Consider the following 24,872-nt stretch of genomic DNA (forward strand, 5'->3'; position numbering starts at 1 on the left):
TTATGTCAAAAGTTCTGATTAGTAGTTTGATCGATGAAATTAATACATTGCTGAGCCGCCCTGTTGGATCAGTATCTAGGAAAGCATCTCCAGATACAATTCATCAAAGAGAGCAGCTAAAGCAATTGCGATCGCATCTTGAGGGTCTAACCGATGACTCACAGCTAGGGAACTTAGACAAACAATGCCAAGCATTGGTCACGCGCTTGCAAAAAAGCCATACAGATATTGATAGCCCCACATCTAACCCTCAATCGGCTAGAACAGATAAACTAGAAACATTGCCAACCCTATTAGTCAGCCCAGTAGTTAGCAACTCATTTGGTGCTGAATCTGACTTGATACAGGAGACTAGCACAATGACGAATGGTACACCTGAATCCAATTCATTTGTCAACGATCGCATGATTGCCGCACTCCAGCAAGCAATTCAACAAACATTGCAGCAGGTGGTCAAAGAGTCAGTTCAGCTATCTGTGCAACAAGTTGTTAGCCAAACCTTTGCCGTAGAACGTGCCCTCATGGTGGGTGAAATTTCGGCAAGCATAAATAAACTGGTCGAATCGCAACAGCGATCTCAAATAAGTCAGGAATTAATAACCTTAAATCAACAAAAGCAAAAGTTAAGCGCTGAAATCTCGCAGTTAGAATCTGATCGTGCGGCTTGGATGCAACAGTTTCAAGAATTTCAAGCCTCACAACAGGAATCGTTAGACCATTCTTTGCGATCGGTAAAGACCTACCTACAGGATCAAATTCGCGATCAAATTACTGATACTGTCCAGCAGACTGTTACAGGAACTGTTAACCAAACCGTAGCACAAACGCTGCAAGAGACGCTACAGGATAATTTAGGTAGCTTACCATCTGCTACAAATCCAGATATTGACTCCCAACGTGAGCAAGAATTTGCGGATAAGGTGCAAGAGCAAACAGATCGTTTTTTACTGCATCTAGATCAAATGTTTAGCTCTACTTTTCGATCGCTAGAGCAGGATATCCAAGAGTACCAAAACTCAATCGAAGCGAAACTCGGTCACATAGAGACCCTAGAGCAAAAAGGAGAAGCTTTAATTAATGCCTTAGTTGATCGGATTAGCCAACAGAAAGAGAATCCAGTTGAGCAGATTGCACCAGAAACCATATTGCCTGAATTACCAGATGATATTCCACCCCAATATCTAGAAACTGCTGCTGAACCTGCTGACGAAAATCTTATCAATGCCTTGTTAGCTGGTAATGAATTTGGAGAGCCAATTGTCGAGCCAGTTGAAGCACAAGTTATTGAGGTGTCTCCTCTCGATATTGTCCTTTCTCAAGATGAAGTAGTTCATGAAGATATTAATCATGAAGATAGCAATATAGAAGCATTAGATTCTCTGTTGGAGCAAGAAGATTCTGCTGAAAATGAAATAGCCAATGATAGCAGCATTAATAGCTCTGATGACGATGACTCAGAAATTACGGAAATAGAGGTTGTCTTAGGTGCACCCTCCGATACTCTATTCGAGATTCCTGATGTCAGTACAACCTCTGAATCATTATCCGAAGCTCTAGGTGACATAGAAAATTTAGACCTAGATACGAGTGCGATCTCCGATCACCAAAGTGCTCTTAATGCTCTTCATCTCAATCCCGACTTTGATGTAGAAGCTGAGACCCAATTAGTTGAAACCTTTGATCAGCAAGGCAATAGAGGCACAGAAATTGATGAAATTGATTTGCAAGCATTAAATACTTCCTCCGCATTAGCCAGTGAAGCAGGACAAACAATTGATGAACCTGCTGAACTTTTGCAATGGCTAGATGAAACTAGCAATCGTCCTAATTCAGCAACAAACATCGCTGAGGTTTCTGCTGATCAGGATTTGTTATCGTGGTTGGGGAATGATGCCCTCGACATGGCAAAATTGCCAATGCAACCGCCGCCAACTCAGCCATCTATTCCTACTAACTCAATATCGGATTTAGCAATCCTAAATGATAGCGCTATTGATTCCCTAGATAGCCAAGGTGTCCCCCATGAGATGCCAGAAAATGACATTCTAGATCATGGTATAGAAAATGGAATTGATCAGTTTTTTCATAATTCCTTTAGTGATCAAGCCTCTGATTCAGAAGAATCCCTAATATTATTGACTAACAAAACTGTCAGTAATGTTGAATTTCCTGAATGGGAGGATTCCTTAGTTAATGAATTGAGTTCTGATCTAGAGCGTCTTGATGCGGGTTTAGGTGCGGATCTCAATATTGCAAATAGTCTAGATCAATTTATTCGGAATACTCCCTATTCAGCAACGAACTGGCAGACTGACGAGTCACATGCTTATCCCACAATTATTGATGTCTCCGCTAAAGCATCATCATCACCCACACAGCAGTCGTTAACTGATGTATCAGAAATTCCTGACATCATTGATAATCCCGATGATTTATTTGCTGCTGAAGCCTTAGGCAATACTCAAGATAATTTGCCATTTAACCGACTCAGTGAGAAGTCAGAAATAGTTATTGATCCAGCATTGCAGTCATCTCCTTTTAGTAATGACTCTAGTGAAATTCCTGAAATTTTCGATGATCCTGAATCTCTATTTTCCCAGACATCTGAAGAAGACCAATCTCAAGGAGAAAAATCTTCTGCTAATGATGAAGATATGGATGCGATTTTTGCTGACATAATTGCGGAAACTGCTGCAAAGTATGCCCCACCGACTCCATTTGAGAGCAATGATGAAATTGATGCCTTGTTTCAAGCAACTGGACAGGCTAATCAAACTGAATCATCTAGTAATGTTCATTCTGAAACTGATGTTTCCACTAGTTCTCAAGGATTTGTTGATCGCAATAGAGACAAATTAGATGAAAGTAGACTTGATACGCTTTTATTTGGATTCGATCCTGATACTGAGATAGAGCATGTTTTTATTAATCAATTTGAGCGCTCAGATATCTCATCTGGCTCTCAGCCTCCTACCAATAAAAATGATGCGCGTATTCAAGAGCTAAATGAAATTGATACAGTCATGCAAGAGTGGCAGCGTGATGAGTATGCTGAAATAGATGTTGGTGCTGTTACCATGCAAGGATCTTTCGACTTTGCTGAGCCTATTGAGGTTGTTGAAGAACTCGATACAATTTTGCAAGGTTTTGCGGGGACAGAAACCTCTGATCTCACAGGTTCTTCAGAGGAAACTAACTTTGCGCCGATTGAGGATATGGCAACGGTTTTAGAAGATCCGATTGGCAATGTGACCCAAGATGATGAGTGGAGTGCAGCTCTAGAGGCTTTGGAGGCAAAATTAACTCAACCGATCGCTTATGACCGTAAGCCTGAAGTTGGAGAACTATCCGCCGATGAGTTTTTTGCATCCCTCGAAAATAGTAAGCTCAATGTATTTGCTAATGAGATAGAGGAATCTCCGTTATCTCCTGATTGGGACTCAACATCATCTACAGGAGCAAGTTTAGAAGATTTAGTCAGCGATGCTGAGGATGACTCAGATGACTTATTGCTCAATGAGTTTGCGGATACTCAAGATCAAGTCGTTGAAAATGATTGGGACAATCTCCTCCACGATTTAAATGCTTTTAATTTTCGTGAGCCTTTGCTAGATGATCGCCGCGAGCAGCTTGGACTATCATCAGTCGCACCGATTACGGACAGTCTTGACAATGTTTTAGATATTGATTCACTAGTCGTAGAATCTCGCAGTGCCGCACTCATACCTCCTCCATCTGAGAAGGAAGTATATAGCCTAGATGATACTTGGGTTATTGGTATAGATTTTGGTAGTACCGCACTGCGTACTAGCTTACTGAATGCTAATACAGGTAAGGTTTATTCTTTGTATTTAGATGATGTTGATGAACTTCCCTGTCGGCTAGTCTGGACTGAAGATCACAGTCTGGATGATCCGATAACTAAGGATATTCGGGTGCTTCTTAAGAAATCCCAGATATCGGATTTAGAAAATGGGGAAGTGGCAATCACCCATTTTAAGCAGTTCTTGAAACTGGGATTACCCTATCGTGGAGTTAGTACTTGGCAGCCAATTATTCAATGGTCGGATAGTCATCAGGCAAATTTGCGCTGGTTGATCGCTGCACTTAAAAATCTGATTGAACAAATTCAAACCCGTGCCAATCATCCGAAACTGCCTGATCTAGGCTTGATTTTATTAAAGCTCAGTGGTGTGGTATTTGGATATCCAGCGAGTTGGTCAGATACCTATGTACTGAATATACGCGAATCAATTCTCAAATCAGGACTAGTTGCACAACCAGAGCAGGTAATGGCAGTTGATCAAGCGATCGCTCCAGTGTTGGCTTTGATCCATGAGCAGAAAACTTCCCAAGAAATTACGCTCCTCATAGATGCAGGGGCAGTCACAACCAGTCTATGTTTAATCAAAGGCAGTCTGGATCGGAAAACGAGCGATCGCTCAAAATTACATATCCGCAGTCTGGACTATGCAGGTAATAGCTTGAGCCAAGATATTATCGTGCAGTTGTTCTATCCCCATTGGCAATTAATTACTAACCCCAATCGTCATCTTTGCAAGTTTGATCATCTCACTTTGCCAGAAGTCGCCACAGAGTCACCACAACAACGGATTCCCCTACAACAGTACTTACTAGGTTCTAATGTTGGTCAACAGATGTTGGAATTAGCCGATCGCCTTAAGGTCACCTTTGGGCAAGACATTAGTGTTGATAGTTGGAATGAGGATTTGCTGGGGCAGCCGATTGTGGTGTTACGCCGTGAAGTGGAAAACTTGATTTTGCAACCATTTATCCAACGCATTAATCGTGAACTTAATGCCATTATTAGCAATGCGGGTATTTTAGGAGAAGATGTGCGCCAAGTGCTGCTCCTTGGCAATACTATGAATATTCCATTGCTGTCCCGTTGGTTAGCCCAAAAACTGCCTAATGCCAAGATCGATCCCTTGGGTGCATCGGTTGTCGCCAATGGTTTAGCAGTTGCTCCCCTATATGCAAACTTACATGATGTGGCACGCCAGCAATATTCCGATTATTTCCTATTGCAAGAGATTTGCCGCCTCAACCTCACCCAATCTGTCAATCCTAACCAATTGCTGAAGCAGTTACAAATGCGGGGTGTCAATATTAAGGCTTGTCGCGATCGCATCCTCAGTATTTTGCAAGGTGATTTGCCAGAAGGAATTTTCCCTTGGCAAGAGCCTGAACATGGAGCCGTCTTAGAAGATCCAACCCTTAGCAGTGATCTATTCGCAGGTCGGTTGTTTGAGCTAGAGACCGATGGAACCTATCAGCCAAATGTGACTAAATTCCAGCAATTACGAGTCTACTTACAGGCGATTATTGGCAACATGAGTCAAACGCTCAATGAGCCATTAGTATTTCCTGAAGTCAAAGTCTAAAAAAGTGGTCGCTTAGCGACCACTTTTTTATTGAGGATTAGTTTGGCTGGGAATCATCACGATTGCCCAATAGGGAACGTTATCGGGATCAACTTCAGCGATTGGCTTAATTACTTGATTGGGCAAAGTTGCCCGTTCGATATACAAAGCCCTTTCAAAGAGATTTAATTCTTGCAAAATCGTTTTGATTTTTGCAAAATGTCTGCCAAGTTTAATAATTACAGCCGCATCAGCAACCGCTAGGCGATCGCGTAAAGTCTCTGCTTCCAAAGTCGCAGGCATAATGCTCAATACGTCATTGCGAAAAGTGAGAGGCGCACCGAGCATGGCAGCACTGGCAAAGGTGGAAGATATGCCGGGGATGACTTCGGTATGAAAGCGCTTAGAAAGACGATTAAAAATATACATAAATGAGCCGTAAAGCATTGGCTCGCCTTCGCACAGCACAGCAACATCGCGCCCAGCTTCTAAATGTTCGGCGATTTTCTCAGCGCCGATATCGTAATAAGGTTGTGAAGATCTTTCTACGCTAAAGGGAAGAGGCATCGGTACTTCGATCTGATCAGGACGGATAAAGTCAGCAACGATCGCCCTCGCAAAAACCTTGCCGCTTTCCATCGTCGGATAGGCGATTACGGGAACTGAGGTTAAGATGCGATGTGCCTTAATGGTCAATAGCTCTGGATCGCCAGGTCCAATGCCTAGCCCATATAAATTTCCTTTTTTGACTTCATTCTCAACTGGTTCAACGGGTTTCATAGCTCATTCTCCATAGCTAAAGCATTCAAGGCGGCGGCGCACATCGCACTTCCCCCACGCCGACCGTGAATGGTCAAAAAGGGGACACCACGACTATTTTCCGCTAAAGCTGCTTTTGACTCGATCGCACCGACAAAACCAACGGGGAATCCTAGTATAACGGCTGGCTTCGGAAAACCGTCATCAAGCAATTCTAAGAGTCGAAATAGTGCTGTAGGCGCATTACCGATCGCTATAATCGATCCTTCAATATGCGATCGCCAAAGTTCCATCGCTGCTGCCGATCGCGTATTACCAATTTGTTTGGCAAGGTCGGGAACTTCAGGTTCATTGAGAGTGCAAATTACCGCATTATTCGCTGGTAAACGCTTACGAGTAACTCCATTAGCCACCATTTGTGCGTCACAGAGAATATTTGCGCCATTTTTCAATGCTTCTCTACTGATTTTAACCACATCTTCAGAATAGGCGAGATCGTTAACAATATCGGTCATCCCACAGGAATGAATGAGGCGCACCGCCACCACTTCTAAATCCTGTGGCAAGATTGATAGATTTGCCTCAGAGCGAATTGTAGCAAAGGATTTACGATAGATTTCATTACCATCACGAATGTAATCAAGCATGGCTGATCACTTCCCTTAATTCTTGCAAATTACACTGATTCACAAATTCACGAAAACTCTGATCAGGATTCTGGCGTTGGTTTTGATAGATATTGATCAACCGTTCCATTAGTTGCGGTAGCTCATCAGCCGCATATTCTGCATAGAGTTCTCTTCCGAAATTAATTTCGCCATCACCAACATAAACTTTGTAAGTTGCAGAGGCTTGTCCTACAATCGCAATATCGCTTACATGATGCTGAGCGCAAGATTTATCGCATCCTGAAACATGCAAATTAATTGGATAATCCAGTTGAATACATTTCTCTAGGTGGGAGGCGATCGCTTTGGCATCAGCTTGTGTATCCGTAAAGGCTGACTTGCATCCTTTATAGCCAGAACAAGCTGCGATCGCGGCATAGGGATGATGAGCTGAAATATACAATCCCAAGTTCAAAATCTCTTGCGTTACCTGCTCAAGATCAGCTTCCGCAATATCCGTAATCAATAAATTTTGCCAAGGTGTTAATCGCAAAGCCCCACCACCATATTGTTTAGCAAGCTTTGCTAATCCTTGTAATTGACGGGAAGTTAATCTTCCTAATGGAATGACAACACCAATATAGAAAAGTCCCGATTGCTTTTGTGCATGAATTCCTAAATGCTCATAAACCTCAAACGCTCTTGTTCCCCTCTCCCTTAATGGGAGAGGGGCTAGGGGTGAGGGTTTTAATGTGTAACCTAGTTTCTCTGCAACTAGCTCTAAATACTTTTTCACGCCCCAATCATGAAGCAAATCTCTCAATCTAGGTGGACGCGATCGCAAATGGATTTTCTGCTCTAGCTGTTGCTGGGTATATTGTCGATAAACTTCTGCTAGCGCCGCAAGAACTTCCAAGACTTGGTTGTGAGGGATTAAAACACCAACTAGTGCTGGCGAATCGCCGCGATCGCCTAAGCCTAAATGCAAATCAAAATAAATCTCGCCATTAATTTCAACAGCTACCAAACAAATATCATTGGGGCGATCGCTTACTCTAATCGCTTCGCCGCCATCAAAACAAATGCTAAATTTATTAGAAAGAATCGCTAATTCAGGATGCTGTAATAGATAGAAATTCCATGCTTTAACCAATGGAATTATATTTATTTTGGCATGGGTATCGATCCCCGCACTGGGACTAGCCATCATATTCCGCAAACCATCAGTACTTTCAGCACTAGATGCAAGTCCATAGTCTTGAAAATCTAGCAGCACTTCTTCAGGCAAAGCTCGACTAGTGCGGATTTGCAGATTTGCGCGATTGGTAATTTGGATTTCACCATTACCAAATTGATTGACAACCTGTACGAGAACTTCACATTGAGTAGAGGTAATTAATCCCGCAGGTAAACGGATACGCGAAAGAATGCCATCTTGAGCAGTGGTGGCATTAAAGAGACTGGGACAAATAGCTGTAGTAGATTGCAATTGAGAAAATTCCAAAAATAACTTATTTTGCAGGCGCAACGTGCCTGCAAAATTTTTATAAACTTAGCGCCGCTTCAATTTGCGATCGCTCTAGACCTTGACCGATAAATACCAACCGAGTTTGGCGAGGTTCATCACTAGACCATAGGCGATCATAAGATGTTTCGAGGCGATCGCCTACGCCTTGTAGCACCATTCGCATTGGCTTGTTCGGGACATTGACAAAGCCCTTAATCCGATAGATCTCTTGATCGGCGATCGCTTGTTTTAGCGATGTTAATAACTGCGTCGGCTCAAAGGCGCGATCGGTCACGATATTAATCGAATTAATATCATCATCATGCTCATGTTCTTCTTCATGGTCGTGATGGCTTGGACGCGAATCTAAATTATCCTCAACCGCCTCATTAAAGCCTAAGAGAATCTCCGAGCTAATTTTGCCTTCATCGCAAGCAATCACCTTAACGCCATCGCGCAATTCCTGCTTAAGCCATGAATGGACTTTGTTTTGAGCTTCAACATCCACCAAATCCGTTTTAGTCAATAAAACCAGATCCGCACAGGCTAACTGATCTTCAAATAGCTCTTCAATGGGAGTTTCATGATCGAGATTGGGATCTTCTTGACGCTGAGCATTGAGCACGTCCAAATCGCCTACCAATTTGCCGCTAGCCACTGCTTCACAATCGACTACTGCAATCACACCGTCAACCGTCGCCCCATTGCGAATTTCTTGCCAACGGAAGGCTTGGATTAAGGGTTTGGGCAATGCTAAGCCAGAGGTTTCGATGAGAATGCAATCAATGCGATCGCGCCTTTTTAGCAACTCCTGCATCGTTGGCAAAAATTCCTCTTGCACCGTGCAGCAAAGACAGCCATTGGTCAATTCCACAATATTGGGCGTAACCTCTGTGCCATCTTCATCGCAAACGCGACAAGAACGCAGCAAATCGCCATCTATGCCGATCTCGCCAAATTCATTCACCAGTACAGCAATGCGCCGACCTTGGTTATTTTGTAACTGCTCTCGAATGAGGGTAGTTTTACCACTACCCAAAAAACCAGTAATCACAGTTACAGGTATTTTCGCTGCCATAATTCTCTCTAAAAAACTTTAAAAGCCCATATTGCAAAAATTTCAAAGGTAGGGGCAATTCATGAATTGCCCCTACCTTTGAAAAATGATTTAACCCTTAGGCACTGGGAGAATCAAAGAAGAAAGATTTGATGCAAAAAATGCTGCACCGATTCCGCAAATTACTAAACCTGCTGACTTGAGGCTAGGCGATACTTGAGAAAAATCACCTTGGAGGACTTTCTGCCCAACAAAGAAAGCAGCACTGGAAATCACTAACTGAATTGTGGTAAAGCCCACTAAATAAGCCACTAAAGCCGTAGTTTGTGCGCCAAAAATTGCTTCACCGTAAGCATAACCATGAAATAGTCCAGCTACTGCCGACAGAGCAACCATGACTAATAGGTTGGGGCTATTCTTAGCTGCCAACAAAATTCCAAATAGCAAAATCGAGCCTGAAACAATCAGTTCAACCACTGGAAGCGAGACACCTAACAAATGTATTCCCGTGCCGAGCATTGCCGACAAAACAAAGGATAGGGGAATAAAAATACCTTGAGGCTTAAGTGCGGCAAACAAACCAACGACCACAATGAAAGCAAGGTGATCGACACCAATCACAGGGTGCGCCAAGCCTGATAGGAAGCCTTCAAAAAAGTTGCTTGGTGTTTTGCCCCCCATCGCGTGGTGTGCCGATGCGGGGCTAGCAAATACCAAAAAGCTAAAAGCAAAAGCGATCGCTAATGCTTTAGATTGAACCGAAGCGAAAATTTTAGACAAATTCATACTCTGTAACTCGCAGATATGGACAAATTAAACTAGTTCTAGCGGGCATCCTGACTTTGGGAATAGTAATATCATTTTCCTTCGGAAAACGATATTACTGAGGCATCCTTTACAGTTGCGGTACAGCGTTGGACTTTCACCAAACTTTCCCCATTTGCAATTTTGTATCTTTGAGAATAATTTTGGGCTAAGAAGCTTAGAATCAAGTCATAGAAACAATTACATCTGTTAACGGCTGTTCCCCGTTAAAACTAGAACAGTCTTTGACTTTACAATAATTTGACTGCCTTGCGAAAAAATACTTAATAGATTTATAAATTGTGTCGATGACCAGTGAAAAATGGCTAAAGATTATTGGTATCGGTGAGGATGGTTTAGGGGGACTAAGCCCAGCCGCCCGATCGCTAATTGATCATGCCGAGATATTAGTAGGTGGCGATCGCCATTTAGCGATGTTGCCAGAATTTCCAGAAGATCGGCGATCGCGCATAGTTTGGGCATCGCCGATTGAGTCAACCATTCAGCAAATCATTAATTTACGGGGTAAATCGGTATGTATTTTAGCCAGTGGCGATCCCCTTTGGTTTGGGATTGGAACAACTTTATTAAAGAGAATTCCCATTGAGGAAATAGCGATTATTCCCTCACCTTCTACTTTTAGTTTGATTTGTGCGCGATTAGGTTGGTCATTGAATGAAGTGGAAACCCTGAGCCTATGCGGTCGTCCATCTTCGCTTTTACAGTCCTATATCTATCCAAATGCTAAACTGCTAATCCTAAGTTCGGGAAAAGAAACACCGCAGATTGTGGCAAATATGCTCTGCGATCGCCATTTCAGTAATAGCAAAATTACAGTCTTAGAACATCTCAACGGCACGAAAGAACGCATTATTTCTAATGTCGCTAATCAATTTCAAAACTTTCCTGAATTTGCCGACCTCAATGCGATCGCTGTGGAATGTATTCCCAATCTTGAAGCAAAAATTCTATCGCGGATGGTAGGACTTCCCGATGATGCTTTTTGTCATGATGGACAGCTAACTAAACGCGAGGTCAGAGCAATTACCCTATCTACCCTTGCCCCCAATGCTGGCGAATTACTTTGGGATGTCGGGGCGGGTTGCGGTTCGATTGGCATTGAATGGATGCGAAGTCATCCCCGTTGTCAAGCAATCGCCATCGAAAAGTCCCGCACCCATTTCATCGCTGAAAATGCGATCGCTCTTGGTACGCCCAATCTCAAAATTATTGAGGGTAAAGCTCCCGAAGTTTTGCAGGGTTTACCCACACCTGACGCGATCTTTATCGGTGGTGGTGCAACTGTTCCTGATTTATTCGAGACTTGCTGGGAAAATTTGCGATCGCAGGGGCGCTTAGTTGCTAACGTTGTCACCCTTGAGGGGGAGCAGAAATTATTTCAATGGCAACAAGAATATGGTGGCACGTTTACGCAGATCTCGATCAGTCGTGCCGAAGCGATCAGTTCTTTTTTAGGTTGGAAACCAATGCGACCAGTCACTCAATGGCTAGTGATCAAGCCATAGGAAAATGTACGATACTTTTCATTTCAATTTAGCCAATCTTTAAGAACGCAGGTAGTGGCAATTCATTGTCACTACCTGCTTGAATTCACATTGCTATATAAGCCATTTGCATTAAGACATACTCCCCTATTTATGTGTTTATTATGTGCTTTACGTGCAAATAAGTAGTTGGGCGCAATTAAATATGAAATCCCAAAAACTGTAGCGCGCAGCGTGCGCTACAGTTTTTGGCTCTATTTTTTAATTATGCCTAGCTAGCTTAACCCGAACTGACATTATTTTAAGATGCTTAAATAATGCAAGACAAGTATTTAAGAAAAAAATCTTATTTTGCAACCAAATCTTAACGCGAAACTTTTTAGCTCACTAAACTTAACCTCAACTTTAACAGTCCTTAACCTTTGGTTGACGGATGCAGTTTAGTATCAAATTTGTCTAGATTTAAATGCCCAGTCAACCGTAACAGATATAATCGCAGTAAGATTTCTATGATGTCCAAAAAGAATATCAATCGTAGTGTCGCAACTTTTGTAGCAGGCGTTACACTAGCCGCAACACTTGCATCCTGTAGCGGAAGCGACACCAAACCTAGTACTCCTAGTGCAACTAGCCCCGCAGCAACCACCACAACGGCGGCTAAGGAACCAGCTAAGGAACCAGCTAAAGCTCCTTCCAACCTATCTGGCAACATCACCGTTGATGGTTCTAGCACAGTTGCACCGATCAGCAAAGCAGTTGCCGAAGACTTTGCAAAATCAAATCCTGGTGTTAAAGTTCCTGTCGGTACAAGCGGTACTGGTGGCGGATTTAAGAAATTCTGTTCTGGAGATACCGACATTTCTAATGCATCTCGTCCAATTAAGAAGAAAGAAGCTGAAGATTGTCAAAAGGCTGGCGTAGAGTTTATCGAACTACCTATTGCTGTTGACGGATTGACTGTAGTTGTCAACAAAGAAAATACTTGGGCAAAGTGTTTGACAGTTGCCGAGCTTAAGAAGATGTGGGAACCTGACGCAGAAGGCAAGATCACCTCTTGGGATCAAATTCGTCCTGATTTCCCCAAAGAAACAATTGCCCTCTTTGGCGCTGGTGCTGACTCTGGAACCTTTGACTACTTTACCGAAGCTATTAATGGTAAGTCAAAAGTGATTCGTAAGGACTACCAGCCTAGTGAAGATGACAACATCATCGTTAAAGGTGTTCAAGGCGGCAAGGGTGCGATTGGATTCTTTGGAGTTTCTTACTATGAAGAAAACGCTAAGAAGCTAAATGCTGTTGAAGTTGATGGTGGTAAGGGTTGTGTATCTCCAACTGCTGAAAATATTAACTCTGGCAAATATGCTCCACTGTCTCGTCCACTGTTTATCTATGTCAGCAAGAAAGCGATCGCACGTCCTGAAGTTAAGGCTTTCATTGAGTTTTACTTGAACAAGGATGAAAAGCTCGTCAAGGAAGTAGGTTACGTTCCCCTTCCCGGTGATGCTCTAACCAAGGTAAAAGAGCGCTTCACCAAAGCTGCTGTAGGTTCAACCTTTATGGATGCTCCTGCTGGGGTTTCTGTAGCTGAATTGTTGGCTAAAGACTTGAAGTAGTCTTTTAGATAAATTAGCCCTTCTCTCTAAATTCTAAGTTGGTGATTAGCAATCCTTATCTCTAACTTAGAATACACAACTAGACGAGGGGGGCTTTAATTGTTTATTTGTATGGTTAGGAAACTTTAAATGTCAAATTCTGTGAATAGTCCTGAACCAGATTCATTAGATATCTATCAAAGATCCGATCGCAATATTCGTGAAAATGCAATTGGCTATGCATTGCTTTTTTGCGCTTTTATTTCTGTACTAACAACTCTAGCGATTGTTTATGTACTTGCCTCAGAAACCATCAGCTTTTTTAGTAAGGCAAGTATCACCGAATTTTTATTTGGTAAGACCCTAGAAAATGGGAGTTATAGCTGTAGCTGGACACCTCAATTTGCCGAAAAAAGTTTTTGTGTATGGCCGACTGTTAACGGCACAATGATGGTGGCGCTGATCGCCATGATTGTCGCAACCCCTCTAGGGCTGGCTACAGCCATTTACTTGTCGGAATACGCGACCCCCAAGTTAGGGAAATTTTTGCGCCCAGTGATTGAGCTACTTGCAGGTGTACCAACAGTAGTCTATGGCTACTTTGCCCTTACATTTATTACGCCACTGTTAAACAAAATTATTCCCGGACTTCAAGGTTTCAACGCTCTCAGTGCGGGTTTGATTATGGGGGTAATGATTATCCCGACAATCGCTTCAATTAGTACTGATGCAATGATCGCGGTTCCTAGATCCCTACGGGAAGCCGCCTATGGACTTGGATCAACTAAAAAGGAAGTATCGACAAATGTTGTGCTGCCTGCCGCCTTATCAGGTATTTGTGCGGCGATCATTCTGGGCATATCCCGTGCAGTTGGGGAAACGATGATTGTCGCGATCGCGGCAGGACAAAGACCGATCTTGACCCTCGATCCTAGGCAAACAGTTGGTACGATGACCGCATATATCGCTCAAGTTGCCAAGGGTGACTCACGAGTTGGGAGTGTGGAATACGAAGCCCTTTTTGCGGTTGGCATGACCCTATTTCTGATTACGCTCCTTCTAAATATTATCAGTAAGCAAATTAGCAAACGTTTCCAAGAAACCTATGAGTAACGGTTCAGACATATTAGATACATTTGATGGACAATCAGGCGAATCGAAATTTGACCCAAAGTTAGAATCTAGACAGCTATGGGGCAAAATTTTTGCAGGATTTTGTATCTTTGCAACTTTACTTGGTTTACTTGTCCTCGCCGTATTAATCTTCAATGTAGTTAATGACGGTTCTAGTCGTCTCAATACGGAATTGTTTCAGCTATACCCATCGCGCCGACCTTCAGAGTCTGGGTATAGGGCTGCGATTTTGGGATCTATTGCGATGCTTTCCTATGTATTGCTCTTAGTAATTCCCCTTGGCGTTTGCTCAGCAATTTATTTAGAAGAGTATGCTAAGAAAAATTGGTTCACCGAGTTAATCGAGTTGAATATTTATAACTTAGCTGGTATTCCCTCAATTATCTATGGACTATTGGGATTAGGTCTATTTGTTCGTGGCTTGTATAGCGGTCGAGCAGTATTGGTTACAGGTATTCTAACGATTACCTTACTAATTTTACCGCCCGTAATCGTGATTTCCAGAGAGGCTATTAGGGCAGTGCCTCAATCAATACGGCAAGCTTCCTACGGAGTGGGCGCAACTAAGTGGCAGACGATTCGCCATCATGTTTTACCTGCGGCATTACCAGGCATTTTGACTGCGGTGATTATCTCTACTTCTAGAGGTATCGGTGAGACTGCACCGATTGTTGTTCTTGGTGCTGGTACGGTTCTATTCGATCCCAAAGCTTCCCCCATCAACTTTGGAGCTTTGTTCAGTGGTAAGATAGGAGATGTATTTACTGATACATTGTGGTCAAACGATAACTTCTTCTCAGTGCTGCCTTACCAAATCTATGAATGGGTGGGTGATCCTAAGGCAGAATTTCAGATACTAGCTTCGGCTGGGATTGTAGTGCTTTTGGTTTTGGTTTTAGGTATGAATTTGATCGCAATCTTTCTACGCAGTCGGGCAAAGTAATTCAGAGTATTTGATGAAAGATAAATCTAACGAATTTGGTTTTTTACAATGAACTTAAGCAACAGCATTTCCGACAATCAGGCAGTTTTAAAGGTTGAAGACGTTAATGTTTTCTATAGCTCCAACTCACCAGCAGTAGCGGGTGTTAACTTAGAAATCGCCAAAAATCAAATTACCGCATTTATTGGACCTTCGGGATGTGGTAAGAGTACAATCCTGAGATGTTTTAATCGTCTCAATGATTTAATCGAGGGGGCAAAAGTTAGGGGGAAAATTACCTTTAATGGACATAACCTTTACGATCCTAAAATCGATCCCGTAGCAGTTCGTCGTCATATTGGGATGGTATTCCAACGTCCTAATCCTTTCCCAAAGTCTATCTATGAAAATATTGCCTTTGGCCCTCGAATTAATGGATTTAAGGGTTCTAAAAACGATATGGCTGATTTGGTTGAAAAATCTTTGCGATCAGCCGCGATTTGGGATGAGGTAAAGGACAAACTAAATGAAAGTGGTTTAGCTCTTTCTGGTGGACAGCAACAACGGCTATGTATTGCTAGAGCAATCGCCGTCGAGCCACAGGTAATCTTAATGGATGAGCCTTGCTCGGCTCTTGATCCAATCTCAACCCTTCGCATTGAAGAATTGATGCAAGAGCTAAAGCAGAAGTATACACTGGTAATTGTGACTCACAATATGCAACAAGCTTCGCGATCGGCAGATATGACTGCGTTCTTTAATACTGAACTCAGCGAAACTGGTAAGCGTACTGGTAAATTGGTGGAAATCGATCGCACTTCCGTAATTTTTAGCAGTCCCAAGCAAGTCGCTACCGAAGAGTACATTAGCGGTAGATTTGGTTAGAATTTTGCAATTTGATACAGAGACAATTGTTTGTGTTACGGCAAAGCCGTACTACAAACAATTGTCTCTGTACTTCAACAAAGAAAAGGACGCTTTGCGTCCTTTTCTTTTTGGCTTTTTTAGGAAATGTTTCTGAAAAAATGTTAGTTTTTTGTAGAGCTATCTTTCTTAATCAGCAATAAATACCGATGGAGCCAGTTAGATCTCTGACCAAAAACAGTAGCAATGTGGTTACACCCTTGCTAGAACTGCGTGGGATTCATAAGAGCTTTGGGCAAAACCCTGTCCTTAACGGTGTTGATCTGGCTGTACATTCTGGAGAAGCGATCGCCATTATTGGTCCTTCTGGTACAGGTAAATCAACAATTTTGCGGGTAATTTGTGGATTGCTGACTGCCGATGCTGGTGAAGTTTATATCAATGGCAACCTTGTTGAGTCTGAGGAAGATATTCAAGAAGGTAACTATGGTCTCAACATTGGCATGGTATTTCAGAATGCAGCGTTATTTGACTCGCTGACGGTGGCTGAAAATGTAGGCTTTTCCTTATTTGAGCATTCACGATTATCCCGCCGTGAAATTTATCGACTGGTTGAACAAAAATTAGCTTTGGTGGGACTAGAAAATATTAGCGATCGCTATCCGAGCCAACTATCGGGAGGGATGCGAAAACGGGTGAGTTTTGCCCGTGCGATTATGGACGATCCCACTGCCAAGAATCAAGCGAAAAAAGTACTGCTCTACGATGAACCGACCGCAGGACTTGATCCTGTGGCTTCGACAATTATCGAGGACTTGATGCGATCGCTCAGGGAGCAACAGGTATGTGATAGTTACATTGTGGTGACACACCAAGACAGTACGATCCGTCGTACCGCCGATCGCCTGATGGTTTTATATCGCGGATCGGTACGCTATGCAGGAAACGTGAGTACAATTGATACGGCAGATAACCCGTATGTTAGACAATTCTTTAGTGGCAGTACTGAAGGACCAATTCAACTTTTGACTAAGGAGGTATAAGGCTTGTGCAGCGAAAAACATTACGCGACGGTGCGCTTGGCTTATTTATCATCGGTGGAGTAGTTGCTCTTGGCGGTGCATTGTTATGGTTGCGCGGGCTGCAACTAAATAGTTCTAAGTTTACATTTACGATTAAATTGCCTGATGCTAGTGGGTTAAATACTGGCTCCGTAGTGAGGTTTCGTGGTGTCGAAATCGGAAGGGTCGCATCCTTAACTGCTCAAGCTGAAGGCGTTGATGTACTGGTAAGCGTTGAAAACTCCAAATTAATTATCCCGAAACAGTCCGTAGCCGAGACTAACCAGAGTGGTTTTTTGGGAAATACCAATATTGATATTTTTCCACCTAAGGATAAGGTGACACTTGAGCCAAACCTTAATCCCTTAGCCAAGGACTGCAACAATGATCTGATCATTTGCCAAGGCGGACAAATTGAAGGCTCAAGGGGCGTGAGCTTTACGGCGCTTCTCAAGGATATGAGCGCCACCCTCCGTAAAATCAATGACCAAAGTCTGATCGACAATCTCAATGACACTTTAATTTCGGCAAAAGCGACCGCAAAAAGTATCCAAAAATTGACTGATTCGGCTAACCGCGTAGTCGGTACGTTTGAAAACCAGATCGTGAAGTTTGGCGATACGGCTGATGCGATTAGTGGTGCGGCGAATAAGGTGGGCAGTGTTGCCAATAGTGCTCAAGATTTAATCGAGGTCAATCGCGAGAAATTAGCGCAAACTCTAGATGGGATTGCGGCAGCTTCGCGAGAGGCACGATCGCTCTTGGCTAGTGCGAAACCCCTCCTCAATGACGGTAAACTGATCGCTAATTTGCAAAAACTCGCAGACAATGCGGCGGAAACATCGGCAAACCTACGGAAGGTCACAGGAGAATTGAGCGATCCTGCAACCATTGCCTCCCTGCGAGAAACCCTAGATTCAGCGCGGGCAACCTTTGCTAATGCCAAGAAGATTACGGCGGATTTGGATGAACTAACGGGAGATCCCAAGCTGCGGAGCAATATTCGTAATTTGATTAATGGTTTAGGAGGTTTATTATCTACGGCTCCTAATCTTGATAACTTACCGACAGCCAGCAATTCGCGTCCTAGTGAAACTGCGACCGAGAAATTACCAACTAATGTCGAAGTTGCGCGCAGTAAAGTGATTAAGCCTGCTACCGATGATCGCGAAAGGCGCGAAAAGTCTTTGGACAAAGAGAAGGTCAAAATTAATAGCCCTACCCCCAGTACAACCATTAGTAAAACAACTAAATCTGGAGCTAGCTCCTTAACAGAGGGTTCTAATTTTGATAGCTCAAGCGATCAATGAACTTACCACCTAGTCAAGTTTGGCTAATTATTGGGATGGCACTATGCGCGATCGAGTTGCTAGTGCCTTTGCCAACTTTTTTGATTGCGGGCGCGATGGGGATTGCCGCTTTATGTGTCGCCGCGATCGCCTTAATTATTTCCTTGCCTGCCCTGCAAGTATTAGCTTGGATGCTGATCTCAGGGCTTTTGGTCATGGTTTCACGACGATTTATTCCCAGAGATTCCCATCAACTGCAAGAAGCGCGTGAGGGGATCACCATTACGGCAATTCCCGCAGGGGTAACGGGACGAGTGCGCCATGAGGGAGTTTCATGGAAAGCTAGATGTGATGATCCCCGAATTGAGATCGCTGCTCAACAAAAAGTAATTGTTTTACGCAGAGAAGGCACAACCCTGATTGTTGTACCTGAAAATTGGCTGCAATAGTACAGGAATAGCCAGAAAATGTCGTTTAAAACTATGTCGTTATATTCATGTAAAAGCCCTACAAATATTAAAAAAAAATAATTTTAAATAATTTTAAAATTACTAAATCAAAAGTTTTCCACAGAGTTTTCCACAGATATCGAGGCTTTTTCCACAGATATCGGGGAGTTTTCCACAGGTGATTTTATCGATGGTGATGTCTTTGCCTTACTGGTTAAGGATTCATTAATAGGCGGATGACATCACTTGGGAAAACTTTTTGAAACCTGAGCCATATGAAGAAAGGTAAAGAAAAATGGTCTAAAATGCTCATTCTTTTAAATTTGATTCGTTTATTTATCACTAGTATTGCTCTTTTCGTTACGTTGACAAGATCTGCTAGTTGAACGCACAATTAAGTCCCGACCTCTGAAAAATGGTTGCGGCATTCCTATCAAACTTGTTTAAAAGTTGAGGTTTCAGCATGAATACAACTGTCAGCATCCTTGCCGAAATTCCTGAAGAACTGCACGAAACCCTCAAAAATTATCTAGAATCCCACCCCGATTGGGATCAGGATCGCGTATTTGCTGCTGCTTTGTCTTTGTTCCTATTGCAAAATGGTGGTAGCGATCGCCTTGGTGGTGCATCCCATAGCTATCGCAGCACCGCTAAAGTCTATTTGAATGCCTTATTTCATCACTCAGTTTAGGCTTGCTAAATAAGGGTGCTTTATCCCCCTTATTTAGCGAACTGCTATTTAGATATCCAAACTTTTAGAACTTATACCAATCTATAAGCCTCAACAAGAAGAGCTTAGTGTATTAGACTGAGAGTTGCTCAATTGACTTAAAACTCCCCCGCTATGACTTCTGCTCAACCCACCGAAGTTAATCAACCCTTAGATGTTCTTGTCGTTGGTGCAGGAATTTCTGGTTTAGCGATCGCCCATGAACTAGCGATCGCCAAAAATTACCGTGTATTAGTGGCAGAAGCTCAAGATCGCGTGGGTGGTGCAATTACCAGTAATCGTAATGATGAAGGCTATCTCTGGGAAGAGGGACCCAATAGCTTTCAACCAGCACCAGAGTTATTACGTCTAGCCGTACAGGTGGGTCTCAAGGATGAACTGGTGCTTGCCGACGGTAAATTACCAAGATTTGTATTTCTCAATGGCAAGTTAAATGCTTTGCCGATGAGTCCTCCAACAGCGATCGCCTCCAAAATCTTGACTTGGGGCGGCAAAATCCGTCTAGCCCTAGGTGCATTAGGTTTTGCGCGTCCTGCAATGAGTGGTGAAGAATCCGTTGATCAATTCTTTTCGCGCCTACTAGGTAAGCAAGCTGTTGAGCGATTAGTTGCGCCTTTTATCTCTGGAGTCTATGCGGGTGATCCTAAACGCCTCAGTGCTAGAGCCGCATTTTCTAAAATTTTCCGTCTAGAAAATGGCTATGGAGGTTTGCTCTCAGGGGCAATCCTGACGGCAAAAGAACGCAAAGCCCAAAAGCTGAACGATCCTAATATTCCCAAGGTGAAGTCGGGCGAACTGGGTTCTTTCCGCCAAGGTATTAAAATGCTGCCCGAAGCGATCGCTACCAAACTTAGAGATCAAGGTACGGCTGTCAAACAACAATGGACTTTGCGATCGCTAGAAAAGCAAGGCGAAATCTACATTTCTCAGTTTGATACGCCTACGGGTGCAGAAACAATCACTTCGCGATCGGTGGTTCTGACCACTCCTGCCTATGTGAGCGCTAAGTTATTGCAAGACTACTTACCTGCGGCGAGCCAAGCCCTGAGCGAGATTTTCTATCCAACCGTTGCCTGTGTCGTACTTGCCTATCCCAAAAGCGAATTTGCCTATGACATGAAGGGATTCGGCAACTTGATTCCGCGCACGCAAGGCGTAAGAACCCTCGGTACAATCTGGTCATCTAGTCTATTTGCAGGACGTGCTCCTGAAGGTTGGCAATTACTACTTAACTTTATTGGCGGCACTCTCGATCCTCAATTGGCAAAACTCTCAGAAGCTGAGATCGTTCAAACGGTGCATCAAGATCTCAAGAAAACGATTCTGCGTCCTGATACGAAAGCTGAACCTAAAGCGATCGCGGTGCATGTGTGGGACAAGGCAATTCCTCAGTATGAAATTGGACATTTAGATCGTCTGGCGACGATAGAAGCCGAATTGCAAAAATCACAAGGTTTGTATGTCAGTGCAAATTTTATTGGTGGTGTTTCGCTTGGTGATTGCATTAAGCGCGGTCTTCAAGAAGCAGATAAAATCGCTGCATTTTTAAAGTAATTCGGCTCGAATTTTACAAGCTCACCAAATTATCGCGATGAATTACTGTCTCTTCGCCATCAAAGCCTAGCAATTTGGGAATGTCTTCCGATTGGGAACCGAGGATGCGAACAATATCACTGCTACTGTAATTTGAGATGCCTCTGGCGATTTCTTTACCATCGTGATCGCATAGACTCACTGATTCATTTGCCTCAAATTTCCCTTCCACTTGCGTAATTCCCGCAGGTAAGAGCGATCGCCCTTTATTGATCACTGCATTTACAGCTCCATCATCGAGAAAGAGTTTCCCTAAGGGAACCATCCCATAGGCAATCCAGCGTTTACGGGCATTGACAGTTTTCGGTTGAGCGGCAAACTGTGTCCCGAAGTTCTCACCATTGAGAATCGCCGCAATGCGATCGGGGAAAGCTCCTCGCGTAATCACTGTACGCACTCCTGCTGCCGAAGCAATTCTCGCCGCATCGAGTTTGGTAGTCATACCACCAGTTCCCCATTGTGTACCACCACCTTGAGCACCTAAGGCTTGCTTTTCGCCGATCGCTTCGCGGAGTCCCTGAAGCTGCTCATATTCCACAAACTCAATGGGCTGAGCATCGGGATTTTGTCGTGGATCGTCGGAATAAAGGCGATCGACATCGGTTAAAAGAAATAGCCAATCTGCTTCGATTAAACTGGCGACGAGAGCTGAAAGCGTGTCATTATCGCCAAACTTCAATTCATCGACAGCGACCGTATCATTCTCATTCACAATTGGCACAACGCCTAGTTCTAGCAACTCATGGAAGGTAGCATGAACATTCATGTAATGCTGACGTTGGATGAGATTGCCACGTGTTAATAAAACTTGAGCTACAGGTTGTTGAAGCGAACCAAAAAAGTCATCATAAATCCTGATCAAACGACCTTGACCAACGGCTGCAACCGCTTGTTTTTTTGAGATTTTGCGCGGACGTTGCTTCAGTCCTAGTCTGCCGCAGCCAATCCCCACTGCACCCGAAGAGACTAAAACGACACTATGACCTTCTCGCCGCAAATGCACGATCGCTTCTACGAGTTTGGCGATCGTCGCTAGCTGGAGATCCCCTGATTCAGGATGACTAAGACTAGAAGTACCAATTTTGATGACAACGATCTGCGGTGGAATCTGGGGCGGGATCTGCGGTGGCATTTGCTCTAAAGGTGGGGATAAAAATCGCTAAGCGGTTTTTTATCCTATCATTTTTAATAGCCTACTGCTGCGAGATCAGGATGGAAACTACCTACTTTGAGGCGATGCACTTCCGTTTCCATTGTGCTATTAGGATAAAGGCACAAGTGCCGAAATCCAGGGGGCTGACTATCAATTTGGAACTTATCATTTTGAGGTTCAAACTGAATACATGTCGATGGAGTTACGAGGCAGCGAACGGAATTATGAGGAGTTTCATAGATTTGATCAAAGGCTTGATGGGCATGACCATTTAAAACTATTTCGATCTGAGGATGGCGATCGCATATTGCCCAAAACTCATCTTGATTTTCTAAACAAATACCATCGATCCATTGCGAACCGAGAGGGACAGCAGGGTGATGAAAGGCAATGATGGTAGGACGATCAGGGTAGGTATTGAGACTATTCTCTAGATATGATAATTCCTCACCTGAGAGGTATCCATGTACGGCATCAACGACAACAGAACTAAGTAGCAAAATTCTCCATTTACCAACATCTAGAGAATGGCTAAGATGCACATATTCACTGGGTAAATGGGCTTTCATTAGTGGGATGTCATCATGATTCCCTGCTAAGCAGTAAGCATGAACTCCGAAATCATCTAGAGATTGACGCAATCGTTCATAGGATTCGATGCTGCCATCTTGGGTGAGGTCGCCTGTTAATAAGAGTAAATCAATCTGAGGTAAAGTTCTTTTTATTTGTTTGAGAACTTCTTGAAAAGAGAATTCAGTTTTAATACCCACTAAAGAACGATTAATATCCGCAAATAGATGGATATCGGTTAACTGTGCGATGGAAACAAAACTACCGTAATTTATTACGCCTTTCATACTACCTATGCCTGTACAAATAAGCTTTAGTAGCAACTATATGTTCCGAGGATTTCTACTTTTTAATGATAGAAAAATAACAACCACTCAGCCCATTGAATGGTAAGATTTTGTCCTATTTTTAGCTTAATAAATATTTGTAGAAATATTGTCAAAAAGCTTAAATCTGTCTATTAAGGGTTCTGCGATTTAATAAAGAACCAAATTTTTTGTGGCGCGGCTTCGCCGCGCCACAAAAAATTGATTCCTTATTTTCTTGCATGTCCCTAACTTATGATAGCTGTAACCGATGCGATGTGATTTGTATCACAACCTTAACTGATTAAAAGCTAATTAAAACCTAGCAAAAAGCTATGAATACTATGCTTTTAGGCAAGTCTCGTACTTATCATGACCCAATTCATGGAGCGATTACGCTGAATGGTAGCGATCGCACTGAGGCGTTATTGATTCAACTAATTGATACACCTGAGTTTCAACGCTTAAGACGCATTCATCAATTAGATATTGCCTACTTTACCTTTCATGGGGCAGAGGGGTCGAGGTTTACGCATTCTTTGGGAGTCATGGCGTTAACTCGTCGCGCTTTTGAGACGATCGTGATCAAATATCCTTATCTGGAAATCCATCGCACCGTGGTTTTAGTGGCTGCCCTGCTGCACGATCTCGGACATGGGGCTTATAGTCATGCGTCTGAAGAAGTTTTTGGGAGTAACCATGAAATCTGGACTTTGCGATTAATTAAGTTTGGCAAAATTGCCGAGGTTCTCGACAGGTTCTCCCCGAATTTAATAAATGATTTAGCAAAAGTATTTACGAAAAAATATCCAGTCCCATTTATTTATCAATTAATTTCTAGTCAAATTGATTGCGATCGCCTTGATTATTTAGAGCGTGATAGTTATTTCACGGGAGCAAAGTATGGACAGTTAGATTTAGATCGCATTTTGTTAGCACTAAGGTTTGATCCGATTTCCCAAAATTTAGTGATTGGTCGCAAGGGAATCGTGGCGATCGAGCATTATTTAACGGTGCGCTATTTTATGTATTTACAGGTTTATAACCATGCGAAAAACTTAGCCGCCAGATTTGTTTTAGAAAAGATTTTTCATAGAGCCAAAGCCTTAATTTCTGCAAATCTTTCTCCAAATCAAATATTTGCCGATCGCACCATTACCGCTTGGCTCACCCAAGATCCGCAAACTCTTACCTGTGAGGAATATCTTGCCTCCGATGATATAGTTTTTGCCTATCACATCCATCGCTGGCTCGATAGTGAGGATGCAATTCTCGCGGATTTATGCCGACGCTTTCTAGATCGCGAGCTATTCCACGCCACTGAAATCTCACACCTCGATGACATTCAGCAACAGGAACAACTGGATATTTGGTACGCAAAATTGCAAGCTCAGGGACTAGAGCCAAAATACTATTGTGGTATCCGTGTATCGAGGACTAAGGGCTATAGCATTTATCGCCAAGGCATTAATATTCAAACGGAACAGGGCTTGCAGGATATAGCCCGACTTTCGCCATTAGTGCAAGCGATCGTGCATCCAATTCAAAGAGCTTGGTTGGTGCATCCATAAAGGGGCTTAAGCCCC

The 24,872-nt window shown here is 43.1% G+C and carries 19 protein-coding genes and 1 riboswitch; of the genes, 12 read left to right on the top strand and 7 right to left on the bottom strand.

Annotated features, from left to right (window positions below):
* Positions 1 to 2: 2 nt before the first annotated feature.
* Complete coding sequence (locus HC246_RS14615) at positions 3 to 5,405, top strand: hypothetical protein (protein ID WP_169364016.1); 5,403 nt, start codon at positions 3 to 5, stop codon at positions 5,403 to 5,405.
* Between the two features lie 27 nt (positions 5,406 to 5,432).
* Here the strand turns inward: HC246_RS14615 and cobI are convergent, their stop codons facing one another.
* The 5 genes from cobI to HC246_RS14640 form a co-directional block, all read right to left on the bottom strand.
* Positions 5,433 to 6,164: a precorrin-2 C(20)-methyltransferase gene (gene cobI, locus HC246_RS14620; protein WP_169364017.1), complete on the bottom strand. Its 732-nt coding sequence runs from the start codon at positions 6,162 to 6,164 to the stop codon at positions 5,433 to 5,435.
* Entirely contained in the window at positions 6,161 to 6,790 is a 630-nt protein-coding gene (locus HC246_RS14625) for a precorrin-8X methylmutase (RefSeq protein ID WP_169364018.1), read from the bottom strand. The genes cobI and HC246_RS14625 overlap by 4 nt, the downstream gene beginning before the upstream one ends.
* Positions 6,783 to 8,255 (bottom strand): precorrin-3B synthase, encoded by a 1,473-nt coding sequence (gene cobG, locus HC246_RS14630; RefSeq protein WP_169364019.1) that lies wholly within the window; start codon positions 8,253 to 8,255, stop codon positions 6,783 to 6,785. Before cobG ends, HC246_RS14625 begins: the two co-directional genes overlap by 8 nt.
* A gap of 40 nt (positions 8,256 to 8,295) precedes the next feature.
* On the bottom strand, positions 8,296 to 9,336 hold the full coding sequence (gene cobW / locus HC246_RS14635; protein WP_169364020.1) for a cobalamin biosynthesis protein CobW: 1,041 nt from the start codon (positions 9,334 to 9,336) through the stop codon (positions 8,296 to 8,298).
* Positions 9,337 to 9,426: 90 nt separating this feature from the next.
* A complete protein-coding gene (locus HC246_RS14640; protein ID WP_169364021.1) occupies positions 9,427 to 10,101 on the bottom strand; it encodes a HupE/UreJ family protein in 675 nt (224 codons plus the stop codon).
* 23 nt (positions 10,102 to 10,124) lie between these two features.
* A riboswitch (cobalamin riboswitch) is annotated at positions 10,125 to 10,308 on the bottom strand.
* Between the two features lie 119 nt (positions 10,309 to 10,427).
* On the opposite strand from HC246_RS14640, the gene cbiE reads away from it, so the two are divergent.
* From cbiE to hemG, 10 genes are all read left to right on the top strand, one after another.
* Positions 10,428 to 11,645, top strand: a complete 1,218-nt coding sequence (cbiE, locus tag HC246_RS14645) for a precorrin-6y C5,15-methyltransferase (decarboxylating) subunit CbiE (RefSeq protein ID WP_169364022.1) — start codon at positions 10,428 to 10,430, stop codon at positions 11,643 to 11,645.
* A 491-nt stretch (positions 11,646 to 12,136) separates the two neighbouring features.
* Positions 12,137 to 13,237 carry a PstS family phosphate ABC transporter substrate-binding protein gene (locus HC246_RS14650; RefSeq protein WP_211167822.1) on the top strand — a complete coding sequence of 367 codons (1,101 nt, stop codon included), beginning with the start codon at positions 12,137 to 12,139 and terminating at the stop codon, positions 13,235 to 13,237.
* Positions 13,238 to 13,366: 129 nt separating this feature from the next.
* Positions 13,367 to 14,329 (top strand): phosphate ABC transporter permease subunit PstC, encoded by a 963-nt coding sequence (gene pstC, locus HC246_RS14655; RefSeq protein ID WP_169364024.1) that lies wholly within the window; start codon positions 13,367 to 13,369, stop codon positions 14,327 to 14,329.
* Positions 14,322 to 15,293: a phosphate ABC transporter permease PstA gene (gene pstA, locus HC246_RS14660; RefSeq protein ID WP_169364025.1), complete on the top strand. Its 972-nt coding sequence runs from the start codon at positions 14,322 to 14,324 to the stop codon at positions 15,291 to 15,293. The genes pstC and pstA overlap by 8 nt, the downstream gene beginning before the upstream one ends.
* Positions 15,294 to 15,341: 48 nt before the next feature.
* Positions 15,342 to 16,157, top strand: a complete 816-nt coding sequence (pstB, locus tag HC246_RS14665; protein WP_169364026.1) for a phosphate ABC transporter ATP-binding protein PstB — start codon at positions 15,342 to 15,344, stop codon at positions 16,155 to 16,157.
* Positions 16,158 to 16,345: 188 nt separating this feature from the next.
* Complete coding sequence (locus HC246_RS14670) at positions 16,346 to 17,179, top strand: ABC transporter ATP-binding protein (RefSeq protein ID WP_211167715.1); 834 nt, start codon at positions 16,346 to 16,348, stop codon at positions 17,177 to 17,179.
* 5 nt (positions 17,180 to 17,184) lie between these two features.
* On the top strand, positions 17,185 to 18,507 hold the full coding sequence (locus HC246_RS14675; RefSeq protein ID WP_169364027.1) for an MlaD family protein: 1,323 nt from the start codon (positions 17,185 to 17,187) through the stop codon (positions 18,505 to 18,507).
* Entirely contained in the window at positions 18,504 to 18,935 is a 432-nt protein-coding gene (locus HC246_RS14680) for an NfeD family protein (protein ID WP_169364028.1), read from the top strand. The genes HC246_RS14675 and HC246_RS14680 overlap by 4 nt, the downstream gene beginning before the upstream one ends.
* Positions 18,936 to 19,398: 463 nt before the next feature.
* Complete coding sequence (locus HC246_RS14685) at positions 19,399 to 19,626, top strand: DUF2811 domain-containing protein (RefSeq protein WP_169364029.1); 228 nt, start codon at positions 19,399 to 19,401, stop codon at positions 19,624 to 19,626.
* A gap of 153 nt (positions 19,627 to 19,779) precedes the next feature.
* Positions 19,780 to 21,219, top strand: a complete 1,440-nt coding sequence (hemG, locus tag HC246_RS14690) for a protoporphyrinogen oxidase (protein ID WP_169364030.1) — start codon at positions 19,780 to 19,782, stop codon at positions 21,217 to 21,219.
* A 13-nt stretch (positions 21,220 to 21,232) separates the two neighbouring features.
* Here hemG and proB read toward each other — a convergent pair whose 3' ends face one another.
* Together proB and cpdA are read right to left on the bottom strand one after the other, a co-directional pair.
* A complete protein-coding gene (proB, locus tag HC246_RS14695; protein WP_169364031.1) occupies positions 21,233 to 22,390 on the bottom strand; it encodes a glutamate 5-kinase in 1,158 nt (385 codons plus the stop codon).
* Positions 22,391 to 22,443: 53 nt separating this feature from the next.
* A complete protein-coding gene (gene cpdA / locus HC246_RS14700) occupies positions 22,444 to 23,268 on the bottom strand; it encodes a 3',5'-cyclic-AMP phosphodiesterase (RefSeq protein WP_169364032.1) in 825 nt (274 codons plus the stop codon).
* A 353-nt stretch (positions 23,269 to 23,621) separates the two neighbouring features.
* Here cpdA and HC246_RS14705 point away from each other — a divergent pair, with 353 nt between their 5' ends.
* Positions 23,622 to 24,857 (top strand): HD domain-containing protein, encoded by a 1,236-nt coding sequence (locus HC246_RS14705; RefSeq protein WP_318655944.1) that lies wholly within the window; start codon positions 23,622 to 23,624, stop codon positions 24,855 to 24,857.
* Positions 24,858 to 24,872: the final 15 nt, after the last annotated feature.

This window comes from Pseudanabaena yagii GIHE-NHR1, assembly GCF_012863495.1.
GTDB classification, from domain to species: Bacteria; Cyanobacteriota; Cyanobacteriia; order Pseudanabaenales; family Pseudanabaenaceae; genus Pseudanabaena; species Pseudanabaena yagii.

What these genes read in the sequence shown, in the direction of transcription:
- cobW (WP_169364020.1), bottom strand. Translation starts at nt 9,336, where the DNA reads ATGGCAGCGAAAATACCTGTAACTGTGATTACTGGTTTTTTGGGTAGT.
- HC246_RS14705 (WP_318655944.1), top strand. Translation starts at nt 23,622, where the DNA reads ATGAATACTATGCTTTTAGGCAAGTCTCGTACTTATCATGACCCAATT.
- HC246_RS14680 (WP_169364028.1), top strand. Translation starts at nt 18,504, where the DNA reads ATGAACTTACCACCTAGTCAAGTTTGGCTAATTATTGGGATGGCACTA.
- HC246_RS14650 (WP_211167822.1), top strand. Translation starts at nt 12,137, where the DNA reads ATGTCCAAAAAGAATATCAATCGTAGTGTCGCAACTTTTGTAGCAGGC.
- HC246_RS14685 (WP_169364029.1), top strand. Translation starts at nt 19,399, where the DNA reads ATGAATACAACTGTCAGCATCCTTGCCGAAATTCCTGAAGAACTGCAC.
- cbiE (WP_169364022.1), top strand. Translation starts at nt 10,428, where the DNA reads ATGACCAGTGAAAAATGGCTAAAGATTATTGGTATCGGTGAGGATGGT.
- pstA (WP_169364025.1), top strand. Translation starts at nt 14,322, where the DNA reads ATGAGTAACGGTTCAGACATATTAGATACATTTGATGGACAATCAGGC.
- cobI (WP_169364017.1), bottom strand. Translation starts at nt 6,164, where the DNA reads ATGAAACCCGTTGAACCAGTTGAGAATGAAGTCAAAAAAGGAAATTTA.
- hemG (WP_169364030.1), top strand. Translation starts at nt 19,780, where the DNA reads ATGACTTCTGCTCAACCCACCGAAGTTAATCAACCCTTAGATGTTCTT.
- HC246_RS14670 (WP_211167715.1), top strand. Translation starts at nt 16,346, where the DNA reads ATGGAGCCAGTTAGATCTCTGACCAAAAACAGTAGCAATGTGGTTACA.
- cpdA (WP_169364032.1), bottom strand. Translation starts at nt 23,268, where the DNA reads ATGAAAGGCGTAATAAATTACGGTAGTTTTGTTTCCATCGCACAGTTA.
- HC246_RS14615 (WP_169364016.1), top strand. Translation starts at nt 3, where the DNA reads ATGTCAAAAGTTCTGATTAGTAGTTTGATCGATGAAATTAATACATTG.
- HC246_RS14640 (WP_169364021.1), bottom strand. Translation starts at nt 10,101, where the DNA reads ATGAATTTGTCTAAAATTTTCGCTTCGGTTCAATCTAAAGCATTAGCG.
- HC246_RS14625 (WP_169364018.1), bottom strand. Translation starts at nt 6,790, where the DNA reads ATGCTTGATTACATTCGTGATGGTAATGAAATCTATCGTAAATCCTTT.
- pstB (WP_169364026.1), top strand. Translation starts at nt 15,342, where the DNA reads ATGAACTTAAGCAACAGCATTTCCGACAATCAGGCAGTTTTAAAGGTT.
- pstC (WP_169364024.1), top strand. Translation starts at nt 13,367, where the DNA reads ATGTCAAATTCTGTGAATAGTCCTGAACCAGATTCATTAGATATCTAT.
- proB (WP_169364031.1), bottom strand. Translation starts at nt 22,390, where the DNA reads ATGCCACCGCAGATCCCGCCCCAGATTCCACCGCAGATCGTTGTCATC.